The organism is Eikenella sp. NML99-0057 (assembly GCF_001648535.1).
GTDB lineage: Bacteria > Pseudomonadota > Gammaproteobacteria > Burkholderiales > Neisseriaceae > Eikenella > Eikenella exigua.
Genome location: NZ_LXST01000008.1, coordinates 33,305 through 55,153, shown reverse-complemented (window position 1 = coordinate 55,153; position 21,849 = coordinate 33,305). Strand labels below are relative to the sequence as shown.

The following is a 21,849-nucleotide window of genomic DNA, read 5'->3' as shown; positions in this document are numbered from 1 at the left end:
CGCCCCATTGGCACCCCCCATGAATACGCAAAACTTCTCTTTCGCCTCCTTTTTATGGTACCGCCCAACTGAGCAGTATCTTTAATACTGCGCACCTGATTCGCGCTACATTAGCCGAAAGAAAAGCTACCGCCCGGAAACCCCGAGCGGTTTTTTATTTGCCCCGGCAAGGCCGCTCACCCACGGAATCCTTCCATGAACCTCCCAGCCGAACAGGAACACAAAATGTCTGCCCTAGCCCGCCAACTCCGCCAGCTCCAGCTTCCCCCACCCATCCCCGCACCGAGCTGCAACGCTGGTATTTGGCCGTGGACGGCAACCAGCACCGTGCCGATTTGCAGGCCGATACGCCGCAGCAGCAAGATTTCATGCTGTGCGAAGCCCTGCTGCCGCAAATCCGCTCCCTAGCCTGCCTGATTGCTGCCGGGCGGCACAATTTTGAGCAACACAGCCCGGAAGTGTTCACCGAAGAAGCCGATTGGTTTGCCGCCCGTATTTTGGTGTTGGGCGTGCGCGTGTTTCATTTAGACATCATGCTGATTCCGATGCTGCAAACCGCCAACCGCCGTGCTGCCGAATACTCCCGCAAACACGGATTGCCCTTCACCCCCGCACAAATGCGCATGAGCCTGCACGCCTCGCGCCCCAACGGCGGGCTGATTTTGGAAAACGCCTGCTTTGCCGATGCGGATTTGGGTATAATCGGCAATTCGCTACAACTGAGCCACAGCCTGCCCAATCTGATTACCGGTTGAACGCAGGCTGGCGGCTACAGGCGCACAAAACACACCGTCTGATAAAAAGGCTACCTGAAACGAAGTTTGCCCAAGCAAACCAAGTTTCTGCAAAGTAAATAACCAAGCCGCCATCCAACCCCAACCACCATGCTCGTTTTCAACCCCGAATACATCGACCGCCCGCCCGAACGCCTGCCGCGTTTGGGCGTTCTATTGCTGCTGCTATGGATCACCCTGCCGCTGGCTTTTGCCCTGCCTGCCAGCGTGATTGCCGTATTCGGCGTGCTGTGGCTGATCCAACTCGGGCTCACGCTCATCGGCAGCCGCGGTCTGCCCGCTTGGGCCACTGCCATCGGTGGTCTGGCCGTGTTTGGCTTCGTGTTTTCGCAGTTGGGCACATTTCTCGGCAGCGAAGGCGGCAGCGCGCTGCTTCTGCTGCTGGTGCTGCTGAAAACCTATGAAAGCCGCGTGGTGCGCGATTGGCATATGCTGCTCACCGCCATGGTGTTCCTGATGGGCGCCACCGTGCTGCTCAACCAAGGCATGTTCATCGGCCTGTGGCTGTTGGCCGGCCTGTTCGGCACCGCCACCTGCATCGCCCTCTTGAATATGCCGCTGCGCCTGGCCGCCCGCCACGCCGCTACCGCCCTGCTGCTCACCCTGCCCCTGGCTGCCGTATTATTTATTGCCGTGCCGCGCATGAGCGAGCCTTTATGGCGTATCCCGCAGCCCCCCAAGCCCGGCCAAGCTCAAACCGGCCTATCCGACACCATGCAGCCGGGCAGCATCAGCAATTTGGTGCAGAGCAACGAACTGGCTTTCAACGCCACTTTCGATGGGGGCTACACCCCCAACCAATCCGACCTCTATTGGCGTGCCATCACCATGAGCCAGTTTGATGGCGAGCAATGGCGTGCCGATGATGACGAACTGCCCACCCGCGCCGACACTGCCTACACGCAAACCATTGTTTCCTACAGCATCATTATGCGCGACGAGCAAGGCCGCATTCCTGTGCTGGACTACCCCATCATCAACTTCAATACCGACAACGCCCGCAGCAAAATGCGTTTTGCCGAAGGCCACACCATCCGCGTACGCAGCCATGACGGCCTGCGCCGTTTCGTGCTTCGTGCCGCCATCGGCAACAGGCTACCTGAAAAACTTTCCCCCTCGCGCCAGCGCCAGCTGAACCGCCTGCCCGGCTACAGCAACCAGCGCATCCGCTCGCTCGCCCGCCAGCTGCGCAGCCAATCCGCCAATACCGCCGATTTCGTCAACCGTACCTTGGCCTACTACCGTAACCAATCCTTCGCCTACACCCTCAATCCCCCGCTCGACCGCAGCCCCGACCGCATCGACAACTTCGTGTTCGACAACCGCCGCGGCTTCTGCGAACACTACGCCGAAAGTTTTGTGGTCATCATGCGCGCCGCCGGCGTGCCCGCCCGCGTGGTTACCGGCTATCAGGGCGGCGAATACAACCCCGACGGCGGCTTCTGGCAGGTGCGCGGCAAAGATGCCCACGCCTGGGCCGAAGTGTGGCTGCCCGAAGAAGAAGCCTGGCTGCGCGTCGATCCCACCGCCGCCGTGAGCAGCAACCGCATCGAGCAAGGCCTCTCCTCCGCGCTGGAGGGCGGCGAGCAAGAGTTGGTGGCCGGCAGCGACAATTGGCAGTGGTGGAGCAAACTCAGCGCCGAAGGCCAGTTTTACTGGCAGCAATGGGTGGTGAACTACGACAGCAGTTCGCAGCAAAACCTGTTCCACAGCTTGGGCTTGGGCGGCTTCAACCTATTGAGCCTGCTCGTATTCCTGCTGATTGGCGGCACCTTAGCCGTAATTCCGCTGTGGTTATGGTGGCGGCGCAGCAGCCGGCGTTATGCCAACCTCCTGGAAGAAGGCTTCGCCCACATCAAAGAACGCCTGCTCGATATGGAAGGCATCGACCCTGCCGCCCTTGGCCCCGCCGAAACTGCCAACATCTTGCGTGAACAAGAGCATCTCAGTCCCGAGCTAGAAAGCCTGCTAGCGCAATACGAGCGCTGGAACTACGCCGACGGCCTGCCTCCGAAAGCCGCACAAAAGCGCTGGTATCGCCAATGTTGCCGCGCCGTACGCAAGGTTAGGTTGTAAAACACCGCGCCTTTACCTGCACAAACTCGGATTAACGTTTAATTTTCCGTTTATCTATATATCTTTCAGGTAGTCTTAATCAAGGCAAACCCATAGTGGATTAAATTTAAATCAGGACAAGGCGGCAAGCTGCAGATAGCATGGGTAGCACAGCAAGGTAGGTCAACGCAGTCTTGGTTTAAAATCAATTCACTATAACCTTGACAAGGCTACCTGAAAATTCGTTCGCAACACCCGGAAAGGATAACCCATGAAACGTTTCTTCCCCCTGATGGCCGCCCTCGGCTTGGCCGCCTGCGCCGGCAGCCAAACCCCTGCTTCCGCCTCTGAGCCAGCCGACGCCTCTATGCCCGCCGTGGGCGCGGCTAATCCAGCCAGCGTGTACTGCGTACAGCAAGGCGGCAAGTCTGAAATCCGCAAAAACCAAGACGGCAGCGAATACGGCGTGTGCATCCTGCCAGACGGCAAAGAAGTGGAGGAATGGGCATACTACCGCGCCAACAACGGCGGCAACAACAAATAAGCCCCACCCGGCCAAACAGGCAGGCTACCTGAAATCCGATTTTCAGGTAGCCTGTTTGCCTTTTCCCAGCCCCAAGAATAGCGGCGATAATGCTAAAATACCGCCTTCAGCACCATCATGCGCGCACCCCGCACATCCGTGCGCCCGAATAACCCATCAAAGCATCTCACATGGCCTACCAAGTTCTCGCCCGCAAGTGGCGCCCCAAAACCTTTGCCGATTTAGTCGGGCAGGAACACGTTGTCAAAGCCCTGCAAAACGCCCTGGGCAAAGGCCGCCTGCACCACGCCTACCTGCTCACCGGCACTCGCGGCGTGGGCAAAACCACCATCGCCCGCATCCTGGCCAAAAGCCTGAACTGCGAAACCCCGCACGAAGGCGAACCCTGCGGCCAATGCCAATCCTGCCGCGACATCGACACAGGGCGGTTTGTAGACCTGCTGGAAATCGACGCCGCCTCCAACACCGGTATCGACAACATCCGCGAAGTGCTGGAAAACGCCCAATACGCGCCCACCGCCGGCAAATACAAAGTCTATATCATCGACGAAGTGCACATGCTCTCCAAATCCGCGTTCAACGCCATGCTCAAAACGTTGGAAGAGCCGCCCGAACACGTCAAATTCATCCTCGCCACCACCGACCCGCACAAAGTGCCCGTTACTGTACTCAGCCGCTGCCTGCAATTCGTGCTGCGCAACATGACCGCCCAGCAGGTATCGCAGCACCTTGCGCACGTTCTGACCAGCGAACAAATCCCCTACGAAGCCCCCGCCCTCGCCCTGCTCGGCCGTGCCGCCGCAGGCTCCATGCGCGACGCGCTCAGCCTGCTCGACCAAGCCATCGCCATGGGTTCGGGCAGCGTAACCGAAGCCGACGTGCGCCACATGATCGGCGCCGTCGACCAACGCTACCTTTATTCCCTGCTGCAAGCCGCCGCCAACCAAGACGGCGCCGCTCTGCTCGCCACCGCACAGGAAATGGCCGGCCGCGCCATCGGTTTCGACAGCGCCTTGAGTGAGCTCGCCCTCCTACTGCAAAAGCTCGCCCTCATCAAAACCATCCCCGCCGCCGTGCCCGCAGACGACCCCGAGCGCGATACCCTGCAACAGCTCGCCGGCCAACTGGGTGACGAACAAATCCAGCTGTATTACCAATGTGTTATCCACGGCAAGCAAGACCTGCCGCTCGCGCCCGACGAATACGCCGGCTTCGTGATGACCCTGCTGCGCCTGCTTGCCTTCGCCCCCTTGGCCGCCGCCGAGCTGCCCGAAGGCAGTCAAATCAGCGGCAGCGAACTGCACGATCCCACCCCAAAGCCCCGTCCGGCTGCCACACCGCAGCCGGATAAGCCCCTCAGACTGGCTGAAAACCATATAGCAGAAGCCCCTCCCGCCCAAGCCGAACCAAGGCTACCTGAAAGCGGGCATAACAGCCAAAATGAACACGGCAGCTTTTCAGGTAGCCCAAACAACAACGGCAGGCTTTCGCAAAACAACCCCCTGCCGCAAGCAACTGCCACCGCTGCCCGCCATACCGAAAGGCTACCTGAAAATATTTCAGGCAGTCCAAACAGCCGGCACGAGCTTTCGCCCAACCCAAACGCATCCGGCAACCCTGCGCCCGGTTCGGCCGAACCCGGCCGCCCCTACCCTAGCGAGCCGCAACCTACCCAGACAGAAGCCGTCCCTACCGCCTTCGAAAGCAACCCGCCGTGGGACGATGCCCCGCCGCCCGCCGGTTTTGAAAGCGGCCTGCCCGACAGCCCCCCAAGCTCAGGGCTAGCTGAAACCGAGCCCAGCCAAAACCCCGCAAACGAGTTTCCGCATAGCCGAAACCAAAATGACAGCCTGCCCCAGCACAAACATGATGCCGCATCCCGAAACGAATCCGGATTAGGCCGCGAAAGGCTACCTGAAACCGAACAAAGCGGATTTTTACAGAGCCCAAACGGGCAAACCGAAGCCCAATCGGCCGCTGCCGAAACCCCGGAACACACCGGCACGGCTGCCCTGCCCCTGCCCGATGCCGACACCTGGCCGCACATCGTCGCCGCCATCGCCCCCAAAATCGGTGCCGCCCAAATGAGCGCCCAGCACACCGCCTGCCTCGGCTACGACCCGCAGCAACACCTGCTCACCCTCGCCGTGGCCGAAGCCGGGCAAGTCAGCATCAACCGCGAACACATCCAGCGCATCGAGCAGCACCTGGCTGCCGCCTACGGCCATCCCGTCAGCATCCGCACCACCGATTGGCCGGCCGGCGGCACAGCCGCCGAAACCCCCGCCATGCGCCAACAACGCCTGCGCCAGGCCGCCCGCGATCAGGCGCAAAGTCTGCTGGAGCAAGACCCAGCCGCACAAGATATCCTTAATTTATTCGGCGCCCGCTGGCTACCTGAAAGCCTTGTATTGCAGGAAAACGGCCAAACCTAAGGCCGCTCCCGCACTTTTTTATTCCCACCCACTCTTTAAATAGGAGCACATTCATGTTCAACAAAGCCGGCCTCGGCAACCTGATGCAACAGGCACAAAAAATGCAGGAAAAAATGAAACAGGCACAGGCCGAATTGGCCAACATCACCGTGGAAGGCGAAGCCGGCGGCGGCATGGTGAAAATCACCCTCAGCTGCCACCACGCCGTTAAACGCGTGCATATCGACGACAGCCTCGCCGCTGATGCCGCTTCCGACAAAGAAATGCTGGAAGACCTGATTGCCGCCGCCTTCAACGATGCCGCCCGCAAAGTAGAAGCCGCCGCCCAGCAGCATATATCGCAATTCACCCAAGGCCTCGGCCTGCCCCCCGGCATGGACAACTTCTTCAAATAATCCGCGCACAAAACACCGGCTGTCTAAGCTCACCAGGCAGCCGGTTTGTATTTGGCTTACATCAGTTTTCAGGTAGCCTCCATACCATCTTGAGGCTACCTGAAAATTAGAAAAGGCAGCCAAACAAAGCTTTACTACAACAATACCACCCTAACCTTGGTCTTCACCATATACGAATTAAAATTAAGAATGGCTAGCCTGGCCGTATGTATGGCCTGTGGTTCGCCGCCGTGTCTCATTCTTATTCTAATCCACGAGAACAACAAAAAGGCTACCTGAAAACTTTCAGGTAGCCTTTTCATCAGGCCCAAACGCTTACAGGGAAATACGGCGGAAGTCTTTGAGCAGGTTGGCCAAGAACACGGTGAAGCGCATGCCGGCTGCGCCGTCGATCACACGGTGGTCGAACGACAGGGAGAGCGGGCACATTAGGCGGGCTTCGAAATCGGAGCCGTTCCACACCGGTTTCATCTGTGATTTGCACACGCCCAAGATGGCTACTTCGGGGGCATTCACAATCGGGGTGAAGCCGGTGCCGCCGATGCCGCCCAAGCTGGAAATAGTGAAGCAGGCACCCTGCATTTCCTGCGGTTTGAGCTTGCCTTCGCGGGCTTTTTTGCTCAATTCGCCCAGCTCGATGCTGATTTCTTTAAGGCCTTTTTTGTCCACATCTTTAATCACGGGCACCACCAAGCCGTTGGGGGTGTCGGCGGCAAAGCCGATATGGAAGTATTTTTTCAACACCAGGTTGTCGCCGTCGAGTGAGGAGTTGAACTCGGGGAAGGCTTTGAGCGCGGCCACGCTGGCTTTGATGATGAAGGCCAGGGGCGAAAGTTTCACGCCTTCGCGCTCCCACTCTTTGTTGAGCTGTTTGCGGAAGCTTTCCAGCTCGGTCATGTCGGCTTCGTCGTGTACGGTAACGTGCGGAATCATTACCCAGTTGCGCGACAGGTTTTGGCCGGAAATCTTCTTGATGCGGCTGAGTTCTTTCACTTCGACTTCGCCAAATTTGGCGAAATCCACTTTCGGCCACGGCAGCAAATCCAAGCCGCCGCCCAAAGAAGCACCGGCAGCTGCGGGCTTGCCTGCACCGCCCTGCATGGCGGCTTTAACGAAGGCTTTGATGTCGTCTTTGGTGATACGGCCTTTGTTGCCGCTGCCTTTCACCAGGCTCAAATCCACACCCAGTTCGCGCGCCAGTTTGCGAGCGGAGGGGCCGGCGTGGGCTTTGGCGAAACCGGCTTCGTTCACGGGCGCGCTGCCATAGGCAGCGGTGGCCGGAGCGGCAGGCGCAGCGGGGGCTGGAGCCGGGGCGGCAGCAGGCGCGGGTGCGGCTTTTGGCGCTTCGGCAGCGGCGGGAGCAGCAGCGGCAGGTACGCCGGCGGCGGCCACGTCAATAATAATGCTGCCTTCAGACACTTTATCGCCCACTTTAATATGTACGGCAGTAATGGTGCCAGCAGCGGTACTGGGCACGTCCATGGTGGCTTTGTCGGTTTCCAGAGTGATCAGGGTATCGTCCACAGCCACGGTATCGCCCACTTTCACTTCCACGGCAATCACGTCCACATCGGTGTGGCCGCCGATATCGGGCACGGCTACCTGAACATTGGCGGCAACAGCCGGAGTAGCAGCGGGCGCAGCAGGGGCGGGAGCGGCTTCGGCTTTGGGTGCAGCAGCCGGAGCGGCAGCGGCGCCAGCACCGGCGGCTTCCACCAGCACAATCACATGGCCTTCAGACACTTTGTCGCCCACTTTTACCTTCACTTCTTTCACCACGCCAGCAACATTGGCCGGTACATCCATGGTGGCTTTGTCGGTTTCCAGGGTAATCAGGGTGTCATCCAGCGCGATGGTGTCACCGGTTTTCACGGCTACATCGATCACGTCTACATTTTCGTGTCTGCCGATATCAGGGACTTTGATTTCTGCAATACTCATGAGAGTTCCTTTAGTATTCGGTTGGATATGGTCTGAACAGGTTCAGACACTATTAAATTAACGCCTTCTTCGGCAGCTTACCGCGTCTTGCACTTCCATCGGCTTTAGTTCGCCTTACATACCAACTTCATACACAGCCACGGCGCAGCGCCGCCCGGGCAGGCCGATCACTTCGTAATCGTGCCCGGCTTGGGGCACGAATGAAGCCATGCGGGTGTTGCACGAGCCTTCGGTTTGAATGACGGTTTCGGTAGCGCCTTCCATCACATTCTGCAAGTCGAGATAGGCGGCCTGTACGTTCACAGCCGTGCCGGCCGGCACGGCAAATTCGCGGAAAAATCGCCCGCGATAAAATACCGTTGGATTGACCGATATTTTTGCTGTGTACGGTTTCGGCTATGCCCAAACTGCGGCTTTTGACCGTACCGGCAAACGAGCCAAACGCATCGCCCAAGCTGCCGACCACATTCACTTTGTGGCCGCGGCGGATCAATCTTCATCTTCGCAGTTGATGCCGCTCACCATGACGGTGGCTTCCTGTTTTGGACATATAGGGGCACGTGTAACTTGGGTACTGCTGTTCGTAACCGCGGTGTTTTCCTCCTGCACCACCGGCGTATTAGAAGCGCAAGCAGTCAGTAAGACTGACGGAGCATGCAACGAATAAGGGGTTCATATTCTTCCTTTTCTGTTTTTCAGGTAGCCTCTACCGCGGGGGCAAGGCTACCTGAAAACTTCAGGCCGGGATTAGCGTTTCCAGCTGGGGGCAACTTCGGTTTGAACGCCGTATTTCTCGATGGCTTTCTGCACCACGTCTTTGCCCACTTTGCCTTGTTTGGCCAAAGCGTCCAGCGCGGCCACGGCCACATGGTAGCGGTCTACTTCGAAGAAGCTGCGCAGGTTGGCGCGGCTGTCGGAGCGGCCAAAACCGTCGGTGCCGAGCACTACATAATCGCCGTTTTCTTTGGGGATATAGGCGCGGATGCGGTCGGCAAAGCTGCGGATGTAGTCGGTAGCGGCTACAACCGGGCCGGCATAGCCTTGCAGCTGCTGGCTCACGAAGGGCAGTTTCTGCTCGGCAGCCGGGTGCAGGCGGTTCCAACGGTCGGTTTCGATGGCTTCGCGGTGCAGCAGGTTGAATGAGGGACAAGACCAGATGTCGGCTTCCACACCGAAATCGTTTTTCAGCAAATCGGCAGCATGAATCACTTCCTGCAGGATGGTGCCGGATCCCATCAGCTGAACGCGTTTGTCGCCTTTGTCGCCTTCGCGGAACAGATACATACCTTTGAGGATTTCCTGCTCGATGCCTTTGCGTTGCGGCATGGCGGGGTGGGCGTAGTTTTCGTTCATCAGGGTGATGTAGAAGAATACGTCTTCGTTATCCACATACATGCGCTGCAAACCGCTGTGTATGATTACGGCCACTTCGTATTGGAAAGTCGGATCGTAGCTGATGCAATTTGGAATCAAATCAGCTTGCAGCTGGCTGTGGCCGTCTTCGTGCTGCAGGCCCTCGCCGTTCAGGGTTGTGCGGCCTGCGGTGCCGCCCAGGAGGAAGCCGCGGGCGTGCATGTCGCCGGCAGCCCAAGCCAAATCGCCGATGCGTTGGAAACCGAACATGGAGTAGTAGATATAGAACGGAATCATGGCGTAGCGGTTGTTGGCATAGCTGGTGGAAGCAGCAATCCAGTCGGCCATGGCGCCCGGCTCGTTAATACCTTCCTGCAGAATCTGGCCATCCACGCTCTCTTTATAGAACATCAGCTGGTCTTTATCCTGCGGGGTGTACTGCTGGCCTTTCGGGTTCCAAATGCCGTATTGGCGGAACATGCCTTCCATACCAAAGGTGCGGCTCTCATCGGGCACAATCGGCACGATGCGGCGGCCGATTTGCTTGTCTTTCAACAAGGCAGCCAAGATGCGCACAAAAGCCATGGTGGTGGAGAATTCGCGATCGCCGCTGGATTGTAGCTGGGTGCCGAAGGTTTCCAGATCCGGAATCGGTAGGGCTTCGTTGTTCGGATTACGTGCCGGCAGGTAGCCGCCCAAGGCGTTGCGGCGCTCTCGCAGGTATTGCATTTCCGGGCTGTCTTCAGCAAAACGGAAGTAGGGCAAGTCGCCACTGTCGATTTGCTCGTCGGTTACCTGGATGCCGAAGCGGTCGCGGAACTGTTTGAGCGACTTCACGTCCATTTTCTTGGCTTGGTGGGCAACGTTTTGGCCTTCACCGGATGCACCCATGCCGTAGCCTTTGATGGTTTTGGCCAAAATCACAGTGGGGCGGCCGCCAGCGTTGTTCACGGCTTCATGGTAAGCGGCATAAACTTTGTACGGGTCGTGGCCGCCACGGTTCAGGGCCCAGATTTCGTCGTCAGACATATCGGCCACGAGGGCTTTCAGTTCGGGCGTGTTGAAGAAGTGTTCGCGAACGTATGCACCGTCTTTGGACTTGAAGGTTTGGTAGTCGCCATCCAGGCATTCTTCCATGCGCTGTTTCAGGGCGTGGTTGGTGTCGCGTGCCAAGAGGCCGTCCCAGCGGCGACCCCAAATCACTTTTAACACATTCCAGCCTGCGCCGCGGAAGTTGCCTTCCAGTTCTTGGATGATTTTGCCGTTGCCGCGCACCGGGCCGTCCAAACGCTGCAGGTTGCAGTTAATAACGAAAATCAGGTTGTCCAAGCCTTCGCGGGCGGCCAAAGCGATAGCGCCTTGGCTTTCCGGCTCATCCATCTCGCCGTCGCCGCAGAAGCACCATACTTTGCGGCCTTTAGTTTTGGCCAGTCCACGAGACTCCAAGTATTTCAGGAAGCGTGCCTGGTAAATCGCCATCAACGGGCCCAAACCCATGGATACAGTGGGGAACTGCCAGAAATCAGGCATAAGGTGTGGGTGCGGATAAGACGGCAAGCCGTCGCCACCCACTTCTTGGCGGAAGTTGTTCAGCTGATCTTCGCTCAGGCGGCCTTCCACAAAGGCGCGGGAATAAATGCCGGGAGCAGAGTGGCCTTGAACATAAATCAAATCGCCTTCTTCACCGGCGGCTTCGTCTTTGGCACGCCAGAAGTGGTTGAAGCCCACGTCATACAAAGTAGCGGAAGACTGGAAGGAAGCGATGTGGCCGCCCAATTCCAAATCTTTTTTGCCGGCACGCAGCACCATGGCGGCGGCATTCCAGCGGATGGCGGCGCGGATGCGGTGTTCCAGCTCTTGATTGCCGGGCGATTTCTGCTCCTTGCCGACCGGAATGGTGTTCAGATACGCGGTGGTGGCGCTAAACGGCAGGTGCACACCGCGACGGCGGGTGTAGCGCACCAAGTTTTCCAACAGAAAATGCGCCCGCTCCGAGCCTTCGTTTTCTAGCACGGAACTGAGCGCATCCAACCACTCCTGGGTTTCAATCGGGTCGATATCATGTTTTTCGACAGACATAATTCCTATCTTCATTTCTTGAGTTAATAAATGAGCTTTGCTTTTTCGTTTGGCAACACAGTAAAAATCTACCATATTATTATTCTATTTTTCTTACTTGGCTTTTATGAATATACGCCACTGGTATTTCCGCAGATCCATCCCATGTAATATGTAGCCATCCATCTCCTTCTTCCCCATAGGAATGCACTGTTTCTCCATTATATACCTTTCCCATAATTCTTGATTCAGAAGAAGATCCTGCTCTTACATTTGCATAGCCATCTCTTGCTGAAACTACATAATAATCTATTACATTACCTTGACTTTCATGGACATATCCATAGACAGTTTTCCCTGATTCTGTTTTATATTCAATATAATACCAGCTTCCTTCTTTTCTTATTATTCCACCGCCGTCAAAGATATCTAATTTTGCCAATATCCTTGAATTAGTATTAGGTTTTTCCCTAAGATTAGCCCCATCTAAAACTCCACTATGTATTGCAAATTCTCTAGAAAATCCCAAACTTGAAATTGCTAAAAAAAATATCATTATTAATAATTTCTTCATCTCAATCAAAATCCTTTCCTACAAACATAGTATCTTAATCATCTACATAAAACTCTTACAAAGCACGCACTTAAACAGAAAAATTAGGAAACCGCTGTTTCCTAAAGATTTCTGCCACACCAACAATGCTGCAACACTCTGCATTTCCATGGAATATTAACAGTCTTGCGCCTGATTGGCAACGTTTTTTTCAGGCTTTTAAAGCCTTTATTCTTCAAGACACAAGCCCCTTTCCGGCACCTCACTGCCTAAAAAATCATCCGAAAACAGGCTAGGATGGCATATACATAAAACAACAAAACAGAACCGCCTACCCTGCACGCCGTTTACGCAACAAAATGCGCACAGCCCCATCGTTCGCACCATGTGGCTCGACATAAGCCAGCACTTCCGGATGCGCCATCAGCCAGCGGCGCACCAAGCTTTTCAACACCGGCACAAAGCCGTGCGAACCCAGCCCGCTGCCGTGCACGATTTCCGCGCACACCCCGCGTCGCAACACTTCCTCAAGAAACTCGCTCAACTCCCGCTGCGCTTCCTCGTGCGTGCAGCCGTGCAAATCCAAGCGCCCCACGCACGGCCAATGACCGGCCACCAGGCGGCGGATGTCGTCCTGCCCACGGCCGTTTTTGCAAAACGAACGCGGCGGCTCGTGTTCGCTGTCGGCGCTCACATAAAAATACTCATCATCCCACTCCGCCTCATCAAACCGCCGTTTCAAAGGTTTATTGTCTTTCGGTGCAGCCACCCGATTACTGTTTTTCAGCGGCGTAACCTTGCCCACTGCCGCCGCAAAATCCAGCTCTTCCTGCCGCTGCTGCCTCGTTTGCGCCGCCACTTCCTCCTGCCACCGCTTCGCCTCCTTACCCAATTGCTGCAGCAGCTTTTGCGTATCCTGTTTATCCATTATTTCGGCTCCATATCTAGTTTCATCTTTTCAACTGACTATTTTATAACTGAAGCGGCATAATCGGATACAGCCACACGATTTTCCCACCACTCCAAGAGGGGCTTTACCATGCAGCACACTTGCGATATCGTCATTATCGGCATCGGCCCAGCCAGCCTCAGCTTCGCCACCGCAGCCGCATACGGCAGCCTGAACATCCTGCTTATCAAACAAAGCAGCCAGGAACCCTTGGCTAACCCGCCCCATGATAGCTGCAAAATCGCCCTCACCCACCCCTCGCACGGCATCATGGGGAAACTCAGCCTGTGGCAGCACATTCCCGCCGAAGGTATCTACCCGCTCAAAGCCCCAAAGTGCTCAAGGACAGCTCCCCCGCACCATCAACTCCCCCCCCACACACCAACGGCAAAGGCCAGCTCAGCCTCCTCATATCCAACTCACGACATCCGCCGCACCTCCTACCAAACTGCCAGCCGGCAAAAAATGTCCACTTTCTCACCAGCCATAAAGTGCAGGAAGCCGTAGATGGCGAAGAAAACGTGAGCATCCTGCTCGACAACGGCGATACCATATCCGCCTGCCTGCTCATCGCTGCCGACACAAGCTCGGCAACATAACACCAGCCGGCAGCATCCACGCCCACCTCTTGATCAATGTACACACCCGCCGGCTTCTTTACCCGCCAAATTCCTGCGTAATACTGTACTGCGCCTGAGCAACCACCTGCCACCGGTGAAAAAACTGATTACCAAACAACTCACTGGTTAAGCTTAAACCACCACAAACATATTTCAGGTAGCCTGGTTCCCGCAACAGGCTACCTGAGAATATATGCTACACCATTCTATTCTTACCCATTCTCACCAAGTTACCGCAAAACCACGTTCCACTGTTTTTTGCAGCGCCTACTTGCCAAATATACACAACATCGGCATAATGCAGCGTTTCTTGCCGGTGTAGCTCAGTTGGTAGAGCACCTGACTTGTAATCAGGGGGTCGCGAGTTCGATTCCTGCCGCCGGCACCACACTTCTAATCGCAAATCAGCTAGTTAAGTTGGTTTGCGATTTTTCTTGCCTGAATGCTCTCTGGCACTTTGGACAAATTTTGGACTAACTCGACTCCGGGGCGTAGGTCTGAATCAATCAATCTGGCGTGTTGCGAAAGGTGTTCCGGTGCCAGGTGGGCATACCTTTGCACCATTTCGATACTTTCCCAACCGCCCATTTCTTTTAGCGCTGCTAGGGGCGTACCCTGCTGGACTAGCCAGCTTGCCCAAGTATGCCGCAAATCATGCCAGCGGAAATCTTCTATCCCCGCTTTCTCCAACGCTTCGCGCCATACCCTGGTGCTAACCTCTTGAACTCTGCCGCCGCGTGTGTTGGTAAACACATAATCGCTTACCCGTGGCCGCCCCATCAATACTTGCATGGCGGTGTGATTGAGCGGCACACCTATCGCTTTCCCTGCTTTGGCTTGATCGGGATATATCCAGGCCACCTGCCGGTTAAGGTCTAGCTGCTCCCATTTGAGATTAAGCACGTTGGCTTGTCTCAATCCGGTAGCGAGCGAGAAGATAACCAGATGCTGCATATAGGGCAGGTGTGCCAAGGCATTAACTAGGCGCTGTGCTTCTTCGGGATACAGCCACCTGATGCGTTTCTTTGGCTCTTTGTGAAGTTTGAGCTTGGGGGCTTTGTCTAGCCAATCCCATTCGTTTACGCATTTATTCAAGATGGCGCGTATCAGGGCAAAGTATCTGTTCTTGGTGCTGCCTGTTCCCGGTCGCTTATTCACTACGCTATGGATTAGGTCACGGGTTAGCATCTCAAGTGGCAGGCCGCGCAGTTCGGTTAGCAGCCTTATCTTTGTTTTGTCGTCTGATAGGCTTTTCTTGCCTTGGTTTTCTTGTATCCAGCGGATGCAGGCTTCATCCCATAGGCGCTGCGGTTTCTCCCCTAGCTTCTCTTGCCGCCAAAGCTCGTGCTTTAGTTTATCGTGCAACTCTTGCGCGAGTTGTCGGTCGGTTGTTCCAGCAGTACGTCTAAAGCGGACACCGCTTGGTGTACGAAAGGATATTTGCCATATCCCGTGTTTGTTGAGATGGATTGACATTGTGCTTTACTCCTTCTGCCAATCACCGCTTGCTGTTGGCTATTCTGCTTCGCGGCAATGTAGTTTTCAAGTGCGGTTTCTGTGATTACCCATGCCCTGCCCGCTTTGAAGGCTTCTATTTCGCCGGTACGGCACATGTGGCAAACGGTATGATGGTGGCACTTCAGCACTTCGGCGGCTTCGTGGATGTTGTAGGTTTGCATGGTGTCTCCAAACTAAAGACCGCCCGAAGGCGGTCCGGTTAATCAATCTCCAAAATTAAAGCCGCATTACGCGGCGGGGTTTGCAGTTGCGGGCTTCTGCCCATTCGCGGATTTGGGTAAATGTTTTCATGGTTGCTCCTCTGCTTCCGCGGCCGCGTGCGACTGCATGGTGGCATCGATTGCATCACGCAGGCTGTTATATTCGTCTGAGCACCAGCCCGGCAGTATGACTTTGCCGATTTCGTTTGTTGGGTCGGCCAACCAGTCCAGCCGCTCGGTGTCGGAGTGCTGGATGGGTTGCAGGCGGTTGGTTAGGTAGTCGTATGTACGGCCATCCTCTCCGGTTACGGTACAGCTTGATAGGTATCCGCGCAGGAAAACAAACTGCTTACCATCAGCATCTCGCACAATGTCGCCAAATTTGAATTGCTGTGTCATGACTTGCTCCTAAAACGGGATTTCCGAACTGTCTAAATCCTCCACCGGCGCAGACTGCCTTGCTGCGGCAGGATGTGTTGCCGGTTGGGAAGCGTGGGCTTGGTCGCGGCTGCCTTGCAGGGTAATGTCGCCGACTATGATGTCGATGCCCTGCCTCTCTATGCCTTGGCGGTCGGTATATTGGCGGATTTGCAGGCTGCCAAATACGGTAGCCGCCCCGCCCTTTTTGATATAAGGGGCAAGCTTTTCGGCTCGGTTACCGAACAGTTGGCAGTTGAAGAACTGTGCCTGCTCTTGCCCGTTGATGCGGATGTTTTCGGCAATGCCGAAATTAAGAATGTGGTGGCCGTTCGGGGTAATACGGATTTCGCCGTCTTTGGTGAAACGGCCTGCTACTGCGATGGCACTCATGAAAACTCCTTTATCTGTTTGTTTATCAATTCGATGAATCTTTTTTCCCGTGCGAGAAGCTGCTGGATTTGGGTGTGATACTGCTCGCGGCAGACGCGGTAAACCAATAATCGGTATGGATCGGGGGCGAAGCTGCAATAGCTGACAAAATCCCACCAATCGCGCCCGGAGTGGGCAAGGTTGCCCAGTATCTGCCAGCGGTAGGCGGGGTCGAAGCTGCCGCGCCGTTTGGTGGCGGCGTGGGTTTGCGGCAGCACGCTTTTGATTTCGATGCCGCCATCCTCTCCGATAAGGCCGTCGGGGGAGCAGCCGATATAGTCATCACAGAAAAAGCCGCCGTTTTGCACGGTGCAGAATGTTTCTGCCTCATACAAGGCACGGGCTGCCGGCTCTTCTATGTGGCCGCGTTCCATGTCGGCATTGCTGTAGCCGTCGCCGTAGTGGGCGCGCATGGAATGGCCGTTGATGCGCTCGAAGGCGATTTGCACGGCCAGGCGTTTGGCGGCATCGCTGAAGGCTTTGGGTTGGTTGGCCATGATGAGGGCGAAGTTGGAAGCAGTCAGCCGCCCGGCGCGCAGCTCTTCCCACTCCGGGCCGTTCTGTTCGATGTCGTACCATTTCATGATTGGGTCGCCTGCCGGATAAGCGCCTGACGGTTCTCTTCATTAATGAGAACGCGAGCTTCCACCGCATCTAAGTTGCCGTCTCGCTTATAGGCATCAATGGCGTATTGCCACATTTTCTGATTGGCGGGGGTAAGTTCTTTTTTCTCTTTTGGCCGGACGGCGGCAGGGCGGATGCGTAGCCCTTCCACGGTTTCGCGCCCGAAGCGTACGTTATGGTCTACATAGATTTCTACCTGCACGCCGTTCCAGTCTTCCAGGAACGGGCTGCCGGTTATCTTGGCGACCATCTTGGAATTGGTAGCGTTGAGTATCATGGGTTTTAACGGCTCGCCGGCTCGGATTTCACGCTCGGCGAAGTAGGCGGTATTCATACTGTCTTTGGTCTTTTTGGTTTTGTCTGCCTCGACTTGAACGCATCTGATGGTAAGCACTACCGGCTCGACAATATCGGCGGCGGACAGGTAGGGGCTGTCAAATACTTTGCGATAGTGGGTTTTGTTTTGCTGGGTCATGATTGGCTCCTAGGATAAATGGCGTTCAGGTGGTTTGGCTGGGGTCGTAGTGATAACTGGCGGCTTCACAGTGGCATGACAGCGCTGGCAGGTTGGGGTTGGCGGGAAGATGCCGCTCCATACATCAGGGATAACTACTTTGCCACCACATTGGCTACACGTTCCGATTACGCGATACATGATTTACTCCGGTGGTTATTGGATAGTCGGATTCGGTGTTTCTTCGGCCAAACCAAGCGCTGCTGCCTCTTTGCAGGCGGTATCAAGCAGCATGACCGTTCTGAACACCGCATCCAAAAATATGTCTTGCCCTTCGTCGCCTTTCTTGGCAACGTAATAGGCATCTTCGACAATCGGGGCGATGTTTTTCCGCACGAGGGGAATGGTGATGGCCATTAACCTGCTATCTTCGCTTTTGGGGTTGAGCCGGTAGTGGTGTATCGCCGCTCCGGCAACGGATGCAGCCATGCCTAAAATGGTGTTGGCCTCTAGCGAGTAGGTTTTGCGGTACATATCTTCTTTCTGATTCACTATTAATCTCCTTCCGGCTCGTACACCACGCCGCGCATTACCTCGTAGTCGGTCATCTCTTCGTAGTATTTCTGCGCTTCGGCGGCTTCCTGCGCTGCTTGGCGGTCTAGTGCTGACACGCGCTCAGCGGCTGTCTCTGTGGTCTGCAAATACTGGTCTTGGCTGTCTAGGGTGGGCATGGCGACAAAGGCCGCGCCGATAAAAAAGGCCGCTGTCCAGGCGGCGAGGGGGGATTTCATTTTGGGTCTCCTGTTTGTTGTTGGCAGGCATCCGGCGACTTTTCGGGGGGATTACCCGTATAGGAGGTCTTTGCTTTTTCCGTTGCCTGCTGCCGGTGTTTTGCCCCACCGCCGGCTGGGGGTCTCTGCGCCACTTTGCGGTTATTGGCTGGCTGCCAAGCCTATGAACTGCTGTTCGCGTTCGCGCTGCTCTTCCTCTTGTTCTTCCTCTTCCTCGCGGATAAGGCTGTCGGCTTTATCCATCATGTGCCTGATGATTGCAGACCGCACCTCCGGGCTTAGCCCGTCTATGATCTCATCCAGCGTTGTGCCTTGGATAAGGTTTATGCTGCGCTGCAGCACCTTAATGGCGCGGCTGCACTTCCAATCCGTATTGCTTTGCATGATGTTCTCTTCCTTATGTTAGAAGCTATTCCAGTATGCTTCGTTGATGCACTCCTCGCGGTATTCGCGCTCGTCTTGCTCTCTTTCTTTCTCTACATCTTCGCGCTCTTTCTTGATGCGTTCCTCAGCCATCTCTAAAACGATGTTCCGAACTTCGCGCTCGGCCTGTGGGCTTAGGCGGTGCATGATGTCGTCTAGGATGCTGTCGGCTATGATTTCGTCTGCCGTGTCGGAGACGTAACTGTCATAATCTAGACTGCTCAAGTGGGCGGCTAGCTGGCTGTCGTGGTGTCTATCGATGCGTAACATGATTGCTCTCTTCCTTGTGTCAAATGTTTAATCAAGCCATCTCCTTGAAATGGCTCTGTTAAAAATTCGCGTACCGTTGATAGGGGCGGCGGCTTCCTGGCCTGTCTATCTCTTGCCCCAGTTCCCCTCCGGCCTGACTGCTGCTACTTGAGGGTGGCGGTGAAGCGGTGTTGCGCTTCGTTGGGGTGTATAGTACTATTGTACTCAATACTTGTAAAGTACTATTGTACTTAATTTCAGTATAAATTACTTTAGTACTTGATTATCCGTTGAATTTATTTTTCACACGCAACAAAAAAAGCCGCACTTGGCGGCAACAGTCAGCTACTGGTTTACGGTTGGATGGGATTTGACGGGCAAAAGAAAAGCCCGCACGGGGCGGGCTGGGTCATCCTTTGGTTGTTGTGATTAAGAGATACGTTCGCTTAAGCACCATTAATATGGTTAAAAGCAAGTTCCCTGTTACAAAGACATTCAACGGTATCAGGACATACCTTGATAAAGAACAAGAAGGCTCCAATGCTTGATAAAGTAGTGCGCATACAACCAAGATAATTGATAAGAGGATGCAATATGAAATGTTGTGATACATTTGTTGGATGATTGTTTTTCTCCGTTCAATATCCTTTATAGAAGCCATATCCTCATTTGCTATTTGAGCATAACATAATTTCTGATATTGGTCATAAACCATAATAAGAACACTAATTAATAATGCAGAAAAAATTGCTCCAAAATTTACCAATGTACTCACTACGTCCGAGTTTAATGTATAGTTCTTATATACGAAAAAAATCGCAAGAAAAAATGGGAAACCAAAGAACACAAAATAATCACTGCACACCACCTTATCATTGGTATCAACTAAAGTTTTGAGATGGTTTGAAATAATTATTCTGATATCAATTTTGGCACTCATCAGTATATCCTATCAGCAATATCCTTGACCACTTTTTTTGTCAGTTTTAGCAGCTTAAGATGGTCTAGCTCTCCGTTGTCTTGATTAATTTCATCTTCTTCTAAGATTATATCAGAAGAAATGCTTTGTTTGTATCCCACCTTTAATACTCTTTTATGCCCATCCAATTCAAAAGAGCCTGAAACTTGGCAACCATGCTCTTTTTCAAGCATTTCAACCATTTTTGCTTCGATACTATCTTTCTCACGGAAGCCGCTCAGGCTAATCCTAAAAGGCTTCTTTCGACTGGCTCTAATAACTAAATAAGCATCAAAATCAGTAGATATGGATTTTAATTGGTCTGCTACATCGGAACGCAATAGCTTAAATTTTCTAATTTTTATTTCTTTTAATGCGGCGTTGCTCCATTTTTCATAAATATTCCCATATTGCATCGGATTATATTGCAGCCTTAATCCTCTGCTAATGTTTCTAAAAACATCTTTAAATGAATCTGAAAAAAGGGTTTTTACGCCATATTGCCCTATATGGTGGAAAATACAGATTGCTTCTTTTTTACATTTAGGAATATAAAAATAAAAGAAATATTTCAATAAAACTGCATCTGTGTTTTTTAGTTCTCGTGGCTGTTCATCTGGGTTGGCGTAATTAAAAATTTTACCAGGAGTTCCCCAGTTTCCTTTCTGTATATATCCGTGGATGATTCTATTTTTAGAATCAATCGTTAAATCGGAAACCTGGAACAGCATTTTTTCATCAGATACTTTTCTTGGTGCATCCGTCCTCTGCCCTTCTAAATACTTTGCAAGGACATCAAATAAATCATGGTTATTTATTTTGTCCAAATATAGGTATTGATTTGTCCTTTTCCCATCCCAAAACAAATCCTCACTATCATCATCAAAGTTAGAGTTGTAACAGCGCAATACATATGGCGATAATTTATGTTCCATAATAATAAAAAAGTGGTTATAAAAAAGTAGAAGTAAAAATAACAAACAAGCCTAGTCACCAGCCAACCCCTGCGGCAATATCCCATCCTGCCGCAGCGCTTAATCCAACACACTCCACCAAAATACGCGGCCTATGACTTGGGGCGTGTGATGTATTCGAAGGCGGTTGCAAGTGTTACGCCGAACAGTAAGGCGACTTGGACGGCGACCAATGGGAAGGCGAATGCGGCCGCGCCGATCCAATGCCAACCCAAAACGTGGTGGGCATAGAGATAGACGCCGACAGATATCGGAATGGCAAAGCGGGCGAAAATAAAAGCGGCAACTGCGGCAAATGCCCACCAGTAACCAAATTCATGGCCTATACCCATTACTCCCAATATCAGCGAAGCCAGCGAATAGGCCAAGAAAACTATGAGTGCCAAACCTTTCATCCTTATTTTCCTTTTAGCTAATAGCGTTTGATTTTTTCTTTAACCACGCCGCAGAAGACGGCGTCTTCGCGCATCTCCATGACGGGGTAGCGGGGGTTGAGCGGCTTGAGCAGCCAGCGGCTGCCGTCTTTAATGAGCTGCTTGAAGGTGGCCTCGCCGCCGTTTTGGCGGATGATGACGAATTTGCCGGGGACGGGCTCTTCATCCGGCTCTACGATGATGATGTCGCCATCGGTAAATTCCGGTTCCATGCTGTCGCCATCCACGATTAGGGCGTAGGTGTGGCGGCGGACTTTGATACCGGTGGAGATGCGCTCGCCCTCGCCGGGCTGGAGCAAATCAATGGCTTCCGCCCAATACCCGGCTTTGACCCATGAGATGAGGGGGACGGTATTAAGGAGAATGTCTAACTCACGGACGTTGGCACTGTTGATGAATGGTGTACCTCTACCTGTTTCCAGCCAAACTGCATCTACGCCCAATGCCATAGCTAGTGAAGCAATATTGGTGGTCTCTTTATTCCGGCCTGCTTCGATGGCGGCAATGGAGGACTGGGATTTACCGATGGCTTTAGCTAGGCTGGCTTGACTTAATCCCTTTTTGGCTCGGGCAAACTTCAAACGGTCTTGTAGTGTTTTCATCTTAATTTCCTTTTGTACTATTGTACTTAATGAGATAAGTATCTTGGTGCTTGCTTTTTGAGTACATTAGTACTTA

At 53.9% G+C, this 21,849-nt stretch carries 26 protein-coding genes and 1 tRNA gene; 8 read left to right on the top strand and 19 right to left on the bottom strand.

Going from position 1 to position 21,849, the window contains the following annotated elements:
* The first annotated feature begins 308 nt into the window (after positions 1-308).
* From A7Q03_RS08830 to A7Q03_RS08810, 5 genes are all read left to right on the top strand, one after another.
* On the top strand, positions 309-755 hold the full coding sequence (locus A7Q03_RS08830; RefSeq protein ID WP_231863733.1) for a hypothetical protein: 447 nt from the start codon (positions 309-311) through the stop codon (positions 753-755).
* 129 nt (positions 756-884) lie between these two features.
* Complete coding sequence (locus tag A7Q03_RS08825; RefSeq protein WP_067449149.1) at positions 885-2,870, top strand: DUF3488 and transglutaminase-like domain-containing protein; 1,986 nt, start codon at positions 885-887, stop codon at positions 2,868-2,870.
* A 250-nt stretch (positions 2,871-3,120) separates the two neighbouring features.
* On the top strand, positions 3,121-3,393 hold the full coding sequence (locus A7Q03_RS08820; protein WP_064088079.1) for a DUF333 domain-containing protein: 273 nt from the start codon (positions 3,121-3,123) through the stop codon (positions 3,391-3,393).
* Positions 3,394-3,563: 170 nt separating this feature from the next.
* Positions 3,564-5,828, top strand: a complete 2,265-nt coding sequence (gene dnaX, locus A7Q03_RS08815) for a DNA polymerase III subunit gamma/tau (RefSeq protein WP_067449147.1) — start codon at positions 3,564-3,566, stop codon at positions 5,826-5,828.
* Between the two features lie 53 nt (positions 5,829-5,881).
* Entirely contained in the window at positions 5,882-6,223 is a 342-nt protein-coding gene (locus A7Q03_RS08810) for a YbaB/EbfC family nucleoid-associated protein (protein ID WP_067449144.1), read from the top strand.
* Between the two features lie 315 nt (positions 6,224-6,538).
* Here A7Q03_RS08810 and aceF read toward each other — a convergent pair whose 3' ends face one another.
* Both aceF and A7Q03_RS10665 read right to left on the bottom strand, forming a co-directional pair.
* The gene (gene aceF / locus A7Q03_RS08805; RefSeq protein ID WP_067449142.1) at positions 6,539-8,164 is read right to left on the bottom strand and encodes a dihydrolipoyllysine-residue acetyltransferase; all 1,626 of its coding nucleotides are present in this window, start codon (positions 8,162-8,164) and stop codon (positions 6,539-6,541) included.
* Positions 8,165-8,278: 114 nt separating this feature from the next.
* Positions 8,279-8,485, bottom strand: coding sequence for a hypothetical protein (locus A7Q03_RS10665; protein WP_231863732.1), 207 nt, complete (start codon positions 8,483-8,485; stop codon positions 8,279-8,281).
* Between the two features lie 43 nt (positions 8,486-8,528).
* Between A7Q03_RS10665 and A7Q03_RS10660 the strand changes: the two genes are divergently transcribed.
* Positions 8,529-8,831: a hypothetical protein gene (locus tag A7Q03_RS10660; RefSeq protein ID WP_231863731.1), complete on the top strand. Its 303-nt coding sequence runs from the start codon at positions 8,529-8,531 to the stop codon at positions 8,829-8,831.
* A gap of 80 nt (positions 8,832-8,911) precedes the next feature.
* On the opposite strand, the gene aceE is transcribed toward A7Q03_RS10660, so the two are convergent.
* The 3 genes from aceE to A7Q03_RS08790 all read right to left on the bottom strand — a co-directional run bounded on the left by aceE (position 8,912) and on the right by A7Q03_RS08790 (position 13,056).
* Positions 8,912-11,596, bottom strand: coding sequence for a pyruvate dehydrogenase (acetyl-transferring), homodimeric type (gene aceE / locus A7Q03_RS08795; RefSeq protein ID WP_067449140.1), 2,685 nt, complete (start codon positions 11,594-11,596; stop codon positions 8,912-8,914).
* A gap of 79 nt (positions 11,597-11,675) precedes the next feature.
* On the bottom strand, positions 11,676-12,149 hold the full coding sequence (locus A7Q03_RS09955) for an SH3 domain-containing protein (protein ID WP_153705577.1): 474 nt from the start codon (positions 12,147-12,149) through the stop codon (positions 11,676-11,678).
* Between the two features lie 310 nt (positions 12,150-12,459).
* Positions 12,460-13,056 carry a Smr/MutS family protein gene (locus A7Q03_RS08790; protein WP_067449138.1) on the bottom strand — a complete coding sequence of 199 codons (597 nt, stop codon included), beginning with the start codon at positions 13,054-13,056 and terminating at the stop codon, positions 12,460-12,462.
* A gap of 111 nt (positions 13,057-13,167) precedes the next feature.
* On the opposite strand from A7Q03_RS08790, the gene A7Q03_RS10295 reads away from it, so the two are divergent.
* Positions 13,168-13,584: a hypothetical protein gene (locus tag A7Q03_RS10295; RefSeq protein WP_156502953.1), complete on the top strand. Its 417-nt coding sequence runs from the start codon at positions 13,168-13,170 to the stop codon at positions 13,582-13,584.
* A gap of 425 nt (positions 13,585-14,009) precedes the next feature.
* Positions 14,010-14,085 (top strand) — tRNA-Thr (locus A7Q03_RS08780).
* A 20-nt stretch (positions 14,086-14,105) separates the two neighbouring features.
* Here A7Q03_RS08780 and A7Q03_RS08775 read toward each other — a convergent pair.
* From A7Q03_RS08775 to A7Q03_RS08715, 14 genes are all read right to left on the bottom strand, one after another.
* Positions 14,106-15,137, bottom strand: coding sequence for a site-specific integrase (locus A7Q03_RS08775; protein WP_231868028.1), 1,032 nt, complete (start codon positions 15,135-15,137; stop codon positions 14,106-14,108).
* Positions 15,047-15,376: a helix-turn-helix domain-containing protein gene (locus tag A7Q03_RS10890; protein ID WP_153705579.1), complete on the bottom strand. Its 330-nt coding sequence runs from the start codon at positions 15,374-15,376 to the stop codon at positions 15,047-15,049. Before A7Q03_RS10890 ends, A7Q03_RS08775 begins: the two co-directional genes overlap by 91 nt.
* 126 nt (positions 15,377-15,502) lie before the next feature.
* Positions 15,503-15,814 carry a hypothetical protein gene (locus A7Q03_RS08770; RefSeq protein ID WP_067449134.1) on the bottom strand — a complete coding sequence of 104 codons (312 nt, stop codon included), beginning with the start codon at positions 15,812-15,814 and terminating at the stop codon, positions 15,503-15,505.
* Between the two features lie 9 nt (positions 15,815-15,823).
* On the bottom strand, positions 15,824-16,225 hold the full coding sequence (locus tag A7Q03_RS08765; RefSeq protein ID WP_067449132.1) for a single-stranded DNA-binding protein: 402 nt from the start codon (positions 16,223-16,225) through the stop codon (positions 15,824-15,826).
* Positions 16,222-16,848, bottom strand: a complete 627-nt coding sequence (locus A7Q03_RS08760; protein WP_067449130.1) for a lambda exonuclease family protein — start codon at positions 16,846-16,848, stop codon at positions 16,222-16,224. Before A7Q03_RS08760 ends, A7Q03_RS08765 begins: the two co-directional genes overlap by 4 nt.
* Entirely contained in the window at positions 16,845-17,363 is a 519-nt protein-coding gene (locus A7Q03_RS08755) for a hypothetical protein (protein WP_067449128.1), read from the bottom strand. The genes A7Q03_RS08760 and A7Q03_RS08755 overlap by 4 nt, the downstream gene beginning before the upstream one ends.
* 195 nt (positions 17,364-17,558) lie before the next feature.
* Positions 17,559-17,894 carry a hypothetical protein gene (locus A7Q03_RS08750; RefSeq protein ID WP_067449126.1) on the bottom strand — a complete coding sequence of 112 codons (336 nt, stop codon included), beginning with the start codon at positions 17,892-17,894 and terminating at the stop codon, positions 17,559-17,561.
* A 2-nt stretch (positions 17,895-17,896) separates the two neighbouring features.
* Positions 17,897-18,133 (bottom strand): hypothetical protein, encoded by a 237-nt coding sequence (locus A7Q03_RS08745; RefSeq protein ID WP_067449124.1) that lies wholly within the window; start codon positions 18,131-18,133, stop codon positions 17,897-17,899.
* Positions 18,134-18,274: 141 nt separating this feature from the next.
* Positions 18,275-18,517 carry a hypothetical protein gene (locus tag A7Q03_RS08740; protein WP_067449122.1) on the bottom strand — a complete coding sequence of 81 codons (243 nt, stop codon included), beginning with the start codon at positions 18,515-18,517 and terminating at the stop codon, positions 18,275-18,277.
* Between the two features lie 18 nt (positions 18,518-18,535).
* A complete protein-coding gene (locus tag A7Q03_RS08735; RefSeq protein WP_067449120.1) occupies positions 18,536-18,826 on the bottom strand; it encodes a hypothetical protein in 291 nt (96 codons plus the stop codon).
* Positions 18,827-19,214: 388 nt separating this feature from the next.
* Positions 19,215-19,745: a hypothetical protein gene (locus tag A7Q03_RS08730; RefSeq protein ID WP_067449118.1), complete on the bottom strand. Its 531-nt coding sequence runs from the start codon at positions 19,743-19,745 to the stop codon at positions 19,215-19,217.
* Entirely contained in the window at positions 19,745-20,698 is a 954-nt protein-coding gene (locus A7Q03_RS08725; RefSeq protein ID WP_156502952.1) for a hypothetical protein, read from the bottom strand. The genes A7Q03_RS08730 and A7Q03_RS08725 overlap by 1 nt, the downstream gene beginning before the upstream one ends.
* A gap of 131 nt (positions 20,699-20,829) precedes the next feature.
* Positions 20,830-21,132, bottom strand: coding sequence for a hypothetical protein (locus A7Q03_RS08720; RefSeq protein ID WP_067449114.1), 303 nt, complete (start codon positions 21,130-21,132; stop codon positions 20,830-20,832).
* 17 nt (positions 21,133-21,149) lie between these two features.
* Positions 21,150-21,773 (bottom strand): LexA family transcriptional regulator, encoded by a 624-nt coding sequence (locus A7Q03_RS08715; protein ID WP_067449112.1) that lies wholly within the window; start codon positions 21,771-21,773, stop codon positions 21,150-21,152.
* Between the last annotated feature and the right edge of the window lie 76 nt (positions 21,774-21,849).